1 protein-coding gene is annotated in these 7927 nt (G+C 41.1%); it reads right to left on the bottom strand.

What is annotated here, in order from left to right; genetic code table 11:
• Positions 1 to 7005, bottom strand: a 7005-nt coding sequence (locus H6F39_RS13145) for a pre-peptidase C-terminal domain-containing protein (protein WP_190396832.1), incomplete at its 3' end; no start/stop codon positions are given.
• Positions 7006 to 7927: the final 922 nt, after the last annotated feature.

Genomic DNA, 7927 nt, shown 5'->3' with positions numbered 1-7927 from the left:
AAGGGTGTTATTAGCACCGTTACCAGTGATGGTGTTATTAGCAGTGTTACCAGTACCGTTAATGGCTGCTGTTCCTGTTAAAGTCAGGTTTTCCACGTTAGCAGGCAAAACAGTGTAAGTAACACTAGATTGAACGGTATCTATACCTGCGTTGGTAAGTTCAGTAATGGTGTCAGTGGTGCTATCTACAATGTAAATATCATCCCCTAAACCACCAATTAAGGTATCTGTACCTGCACCACCGTCAAGGGTATCATTACCTTCACCACCATCAAGAGTATCATTACCTGCCAAGCCGAAGATCTGATCATTTCCAGCATATCCATACAGAAGATCATTCCCAGCAGCACCGGATAAAGTGTCATTTCCGGCAGTACCCTCAAGAGATGGGTCAAAGAACAACGAATAACCAACTGCTGCTTGACCACTTGGTTGACTGATTTTTAACTGATAGTTTTGCCCATCTTCCGCAGAATACTGGATTTTTAGTTCACCCGTACCAGTTTGAGAAGCGATCGCTGTTGAATTTCCCACCCGGAAAAGTTCTGCACTCACACTTGAACTACCAGCAATGCTAACAATAACTTGTCCAGGTTTTGCAGTGAGACTTCTGGCACTAGCAAAATTAAAGAAATCTGGGTTTGTGGCATCAATCCTCAGTCCAGGGACCCGTAAATCACTTAAAATCACTCCCAAATCTTCCGACTTACCAGAGCGATTATTAGCCCCCACCCAGTCATTGCCATTAGTAACTGTTCCCGGTGCGTCTATACTCAAAGAGTAATCAGGGACAACCGTTGTACCATTCCCCGTCACCTTAATTAAATATTCTCCCGCAGCCAACCCCGTTAAAGAGACAATTTCTTGTCCCGAACCAGTATTAGAGGTAAGTTGCTGTTGTTGACCATTAGCATTAGTGTAACGGAGTGACAGAGATAGACTTTGTCCATTGATTGGACTATAGTTGACCTTAACGCGATCGCCAGTTGCTCCAGTTTGGTTAATAGTAAAACGGAACCAGTCCTGATCACCAGCTTGATGAATATTCAAGCGATTAAAAGTATGACCATCACCAATCAAAGTCTGTAAATTATAAGCAGTAGCCGCTAAATCATTCGACTCCGACCAATCTAAAGACCAGTCTGGAGCAGAACCACTCCGGCCACCAGTCCGCGTAGTAAAGCTTTGGAGATAATCTTTCCAACCAGTAGCCGTAAAGAAGGATTGATAACCATTTAGATAACTACTGTCGAGACTTGAGCCAGGTGCAGGAAGATAAATTGACAGTCCTTGGGTATCAAACTGGTCAGTTGTATCAGCAATCACCAAATTATTCAAAGCAGTGATTACCAATTGGGCATTAGTGCGAATAACTTGGGTAATACCACTATTATTAGCGATCGCTCCCATATACTGCCCCAAGTCCCGGAACTCTTGGTAACTAAACCCCGTAGCAGAATCACGGGCTGCTTGCAACTTAGTCCAATCACTAGCCGTGGCACTAGTGCTGACACTGGTTGTAAAGTTCCTTAGTGCCGTTGTGAAAGCATTAAATTGAGTTGTGTCAGTAGCTGAAAGCGTATCTGCTCCACCTGCACTTCCCTGATATTGATTTTGAAAACTCGTAACCAGTCCCGAAGCCAGAGATTGAGCAGTGACTTGACTGGGATTAGTGAATAAAGTATTAAAGGCAGTAGTGTAATCATAGCCATCTCCACCCACAACTTCCTCAGAAGCAACAAACACCCTAGCGTAATCCTTCAAAGCGAAGCCAACTTCCGCCATCGCCATCAAACAAGCATCAAAAGCCAGCACACTAATATTAATACCCGCTGACTTGAGAGTATTCAAAGCTGTAGCTAACTCACTAGTAGTCAGATTATCACTAGTCGTACCATCAGAGTTATCATAGTTAAAACCATAGACCCCACCACCATGGTCCCACATCACCAAAGCGTAATTATTAGCAGGAGCATTAGTTGTTGCCCATTGTACGAAATTAACTAAAGTATTTGGACTACCCGTATTTTGTTCACCAATGCGTTCAAAAGGAGTAACAACCGTATTTCTATTAGTATCCGGCCGAATAATCGCCCGACCCGTATCACCCCAAGCCGCACTTCCACCAGTAGCATAAGTTGTCTCCTGAGAACTTTGATCCCAAAGAGCCGCAAAATTAACGGTACTAGGTAAACGAGAAGCAGCCACCTCCATTTCATTAATATCTTTAAAGGCATAGTAGTCTAAATCACTTGCCGTTATATAGGCCATTACCGTCCAATCATTGCGGTTATTGGGTTGGTTGCCTTGGGTTGGGGCATCAATATTCAGTTGATAGGAATTGGTAGCAGTTCCATTACCATAGACATGAGCATAGTAAGTACCCGCAGCTAGTCCATTCAAAGAAACGCTTTCATTATTACTAGTCCCTACAGAACTGCTAACCAGGACTTGACTACCGTTTTGTTCTCGATACAGTTTTAGCTGTAAATCACCAAGGCTATTCTCAAATTGCAGACTAATGGAATTAGAATTTGTGCCTATTGCCGTTGTGGTAAACTTGAAATAATCCACATCACTGCTATGGATAGTAGCAGCAATATTAGTCACCCCGTCTACCAAATTTAAATTAGTTGCCGTAGCAAAACTATTATTGGGTTCAAAGTCATCAGCAGCAACAGAAGTGTCCGGGGCAATTACAGAAAGATTATATTGGGGGTTGAGCGCACCATCGTAACCATAAACCTTAACCGTGTAAGTTCCAGCAGCCAAACCATTGAGACTAATCTCTTCAAAGTCTTCCGTACCTTCAGACTTGCCAATCTCTTGACCGCTTTGATTATACAGAACCAAGTCTATATCACCCTGGTCGTGGCTAAAATCAATGCGAACCTTATTAGCTGCTTGTCCTGGCCGTAATGTTGTAAACTTAAACCAATCCTGATCTGTGTCCGTATGGATAGACAGGTTATTGAGATTACGAGTACCATCCACAGTTCGTAAATCGTAAGCTGTGCTAATGGTGTTATTCGCTTCTGCAAAGTCCCCTTGATTAATTGTACCAGTATTCAGCGTAAGCGCGTAAAGGGGATTAGTCGCGCCATTAACTCCACTAACGCGAACATAATAACTGCCCGCTGTTAAACCAGCCAAACTAACTTGCTCATTATCACCACTATTATTAGAACTATCCACTAAATAGCTTTGATATTGACTAGCAGGGGTATTAATCGCAAAAGCCTCAAACAGTTCTAATTGTAAATCCCCCAAATTGTTATCAAAGCTAATAGCAACTTGACCCTCTTCTCCACTACCGCTAAGTTCAAACTTAAACCAGTCCGTATCAGTAGAAGTGTGAATAGACAGATTTTCCAGTGGGTTATCAATCCGGTTAGTTACAGTCCGAACAGGAGGACTACTTCCAGCAGCGGGATTATAACCATTGCTATAGGGATTGTCACGACCTGTGTAAACATTATTATTCGCCGCATTAGAACCAACAGCGCCGTCATTACCAGCATTTCTGCTTGTCCTATTCCGCAAATTGTATGCTACTGCTGGAGAATCATTAGGCTCTAAAGCATCTGGTCGTAAAGCAGCAGGACCATCAATCACTAAACTGTAATTAGGATTAGTTGCTCCACCAACTCCCGACACTCTAACGTAATAAGTTCCTATTCCCTTACCCGCTAAAGAGATTTCTTCAAAATTACTACCCGTGTCAGCATTATAAACCTGACCATCAGCACCGATTAACTGTAAAGCCAGATTACCTACAGCATTTTCAAAATTAATCCGTACCGATTGACCCAGCACAGGAGCAGTTGTTAAATTGAACTTAAACCAATCTACATCTGTACTAGTATGAATGGATAGATCCTCTTGAGTAACTATACCATCAATAGTCCTTAAATTGTATGCAGTCACCTGGGTATTATTGGGTGTACTGGCATCAATAACATCCGCAACAGCGGTTTCTGGAGCATCAATAACCAAGCGATAACTGGGATTAACAGTCGCGCTAGTTGCCCCAAATACCCTGACATAGTAAGTTCCCTGGGCCAGGTTTTCTAAAGAAACTTGCTCACGGTTGGCATTATAGTTTGATGTATATTGTTGACCATTAGCACCAATAACCAACAAACTTAAATCACCCAAACTATTGTCAAATTCAACCGTAACTGCATCCCCAGCCTTACCTTGACCAACAGTAGTGAACTTAAACCAGTCCTGATCTCCGGCTACATGAATTGAGTAATTTTCAGCAATGAATTGTCCCTGTATTTCCCGTAAATCATAAGCGGTGGCTTGAGTATTATTAGCTTCTGCTGCATCACCCGCTGGTTCATTACTATCAGGTGCATTGATGATTAAATCGTATGCTGGGTTAGTCGCACCATTGTAGCCAAATACCTTGAGCAAATATGTCCCCACCGCTAAACCGTTGAGGTCAAACAACTCATAATCGTCAACTGAGTTAGAATTACGCAACCGGGTTGTTCCCGTTGCGTCATATAACTCCAAGTCAAGATCCCCCAAGTCATGACTAAAAATAATTCCCACATTATTTTCTGCCGTACCAGCACGGGTAATCGTAAACTTGAACCAATCCTGATCACCTGTGGTAATTGATAGGGGTTGGGAATTAACAGTAGCAGAATCCCACCAACCGTTAATAGTTCGCAAATCTTTGGCTGTTGCAGCGGTATTATTCGTTTCTGCCCAATCTCCCGTTACCCCTTGAGGTGGGTTGATAAATAGACTATAATCAGGATTAACAGCACCGTTATAACCATAGACTTGCAGATAATAACTGCCAGCAGTTAGTCCCTCTAGGGAAATCGTTTCTTGATTATCTACCCCTGTAGAACTACTGAGGAAATTACCATTACTATCATACAGCCCAATATCCAAATCCCCTTGAATATGGGTAAAGTCAATGCCCACAGAATTGGTTTCATTACCTGCGGTTGCTAAAGTAAATTTAAACCAGTCAACATCACTACTAGTATGAATTGAGAGATTACCACGGTTAAAGGCGCTCGTTAGAGTTCCTAAATCCGTCGCTTCTGCTTGGGTATTATTAGATTCCGCACTGTCTCCAGAGGGGTTTAACGCAGTCCAAGGTGCATTAACAAAAAGAGAGTATTCCGGGTTTGTAGCATTGTTATAGCCAAAAACTCGCAGATAATAGTCCCCAGCCACCAAACCATCAAGACTAATTTCCTCGCTGTTGGTGACACAATTAGAGTAGTCTAGTTGAGTTCCCGTAGCGTCATATAGTTCAAAATCTATATCACCCTGATCATGCTCAAACTCAATTTTGGCATAGTGAGTATAATCTCCTGCACCAGCAATGGTGAACTTATACCAGTCCTCATCTCCAGTTGTATAAATAGATAAAGGACGAGCGGGATTATCTAATGCTAATATCTGTTCTCCAGCCTGTAATAATGCATTCAAGTTCGTGGCGGTTGCACGGGTATTATTTGGCTCAAAAGTATCAACAATTGTGGCAGGAGGAGCATTGATAGTTAAGGTATAATCTGGATTAACGGCACCATTGTAACCATAGATGTTAACCCTGTAAGTACCAGCAGCCAAACCATCGAGACTGATTTCTTCAGCATCATCAATGCCTGTGGAACTACCGACTTCAATGCCATTGAGGTCATAAAGTTTGAAGTCTACATCCCCCAGAGAGTGAGTAAACTCAATCCGCACATAATCACTTTCCGTTCCCGCATTAGCTATAGTGAATTGAAACCAATCTTGATCACTAGAAGTATGAAGAGAAAGATTGTCAATTACCCTTAACCCGGTGATTTGTCCTAAATTAGTCGCCGTAGTATTGGTATTATTTACTTCGTAAGCATCCCCACCAGGAGCATTGATAGTTAAGGAATAGTTGGGATTAGTTGCACTATTGTAACCATAGACCTGAACAAAGTAGTCACCAGCAGCAAGTCCTTGTAAACTAATTTCTTCCTCATCTCCAACCCCGGTTGAACTAGCTACCTCAACATTGCTGGCATTATAGAGTTTGACATCTACATCACCAAGGCTATGAGTAAAAGCTATCTTGAGGAAATTTCCCTCACTACCTGTAGTCCCTAGCCGGAATTTAAACCAATCTTGATCACCAGAAGTTATTGAGAGGTTTTCCCACTCACGAATACCGCTAATTAAACCAAAGTCTTTAGCGGTTAGTTGAGTGTTATTTGGCTCAAATTCATCGCCTGTAATTGTTGTTGTTGGTAGACTGGTTTGTAAACTATAGGTATTGGTCGCGCCATTATAACCATAAACCTGAACGAAGTAGTCACCCGCAGCCAGTTCTTCTAAGGAAATTAACTCTTCATCACCTGTACCTGCTGAGCTGGTAATGTAAGTTCCATCTGCTTGATAGAGTCTTAGGTCTATGTCTCCTGAACTGCCAGGAAAGTTAATTTTGACGTAGTTGCTGCTTGTTCCGGTGTCTAGCAAGGTAATCTTAAACCAATCTTCATCGCTACTACTGTCAATGGTGAGATTACTCCAAGATTGACTTACAGACCCTAGTGAAGCAGCGGCGCTTTGAGTATTATTTGGCTCAAATTCATCCCCTGTAATTGTTGTTGTTGGTAGACTGGTTTGTAAACTATAGGTATTGGTTGCGCCATTATAACCATAAACCTGAACGAAGTAGTCACCCGCAGCCAGTTCTTCTAAGGAAATTAACTCTTCATCACCTGTACCTGCTGAGCTGGTAATGTAAGTTCCATCTGCTTGATAGAGTACTAGGTCTATGTCTCCTGAACTGCTAAGAAAGTTAATTTTGACGTAGTTGCTGCTTGTTCCGGTGTCTAGCAAGGTAATCTTGAACCAATCTTCATCGCTACTACTGTCAATGGTGAGATTACTCCAAGATTGACTTACAGACCCTAGTGAAGCAGCGGCGCTTTGAGTATTATTTGGCTCAAATTGATCGCCTAACAGTCTGAAGTTATACAAAGTATTGCTCATAAATTAAATCAGTTCTGAGTAAGTAACTGTATGTACGTTTCTAGTTTAGATAATAACTGCTGATTTAATTTTCGTAAATATACAGAAGTGTTAATTTTTGTATCATAATTTTATTGCCAATTTATTGCCAAAGTTCTGAACTATTCTATTTTACCTTGGGGCTTGAGTAGCTAACCGGAGATATTAGGCACAATCGTATAGAGTGTAAAGACGGATAAAAAACAACCTAACCTATTGACGGGAAAACCAGAGGATATTACCCATCTTTGCTGTTTTCTGAAAATGGCAAATGGCACATTAGATCACACTCTATTACCCATTGAGCAGTACAACGAGGGTAACTATTTGGATCACAAGTCCACACTAGTTTTTGGTGACAGTTTTCACTCTCCTGATTAACTGAGTTTTCACTCTCCTGGTTATTGATATTAGTCGAGGACATAATTTAAACTCCTCTTATCTTTTTTTTAATTAAACCTTAACTATTTTATATACCAAGTTACGGGGAAATTAGTAAATAACTAAAGGAGATATTGTAATATTTATTTACATTGTGTCCCATTTTGTAGGTGTCATGATGTCCGATATTAAGGAGAAAACCAAAAGATGATTTTAGCCAACATTCCGCAATTCAATAAGTAGGATGAATAAACTACCAGGGATTCAAAATATAGGTTTTAAAAATCAATTAGGCATGATAAAATAAATTATGACTGCTGAAATTCCAGGTTTCTTATACAATAAAAAAGCTAGTTAAATAAGTGAACGGAAAAAACCGACATAAGCAACGAAAAGTAAAGTTGCCCAAAACCTCTTCCCCGTCCCCTGTTCCCAGTTAAGAGTTCCCAGTTAAGAGTTCCCTTGTCATAACGACAATTTTTAACGCCAACCTACTAAATAGGATTTTACTAAACTTTAAAAC

The organism is Dolichospermum sp. FACHB-1250 (assembly GCF_014696335.1).
In the GTDB taxonomy this organism is placed as follows: Bacteria; Cyanobacteriota; Cyanobacteriia; order Cyanobacteriales; family Nostocaceae; genus Dolichospermum; species Dolichospermum planctonicum.
The sequence above is the reverse complement of the archived record's forward strand: the minus strand, read 5'-3'. Positions and strand labels throughout refer to the sequence as shown.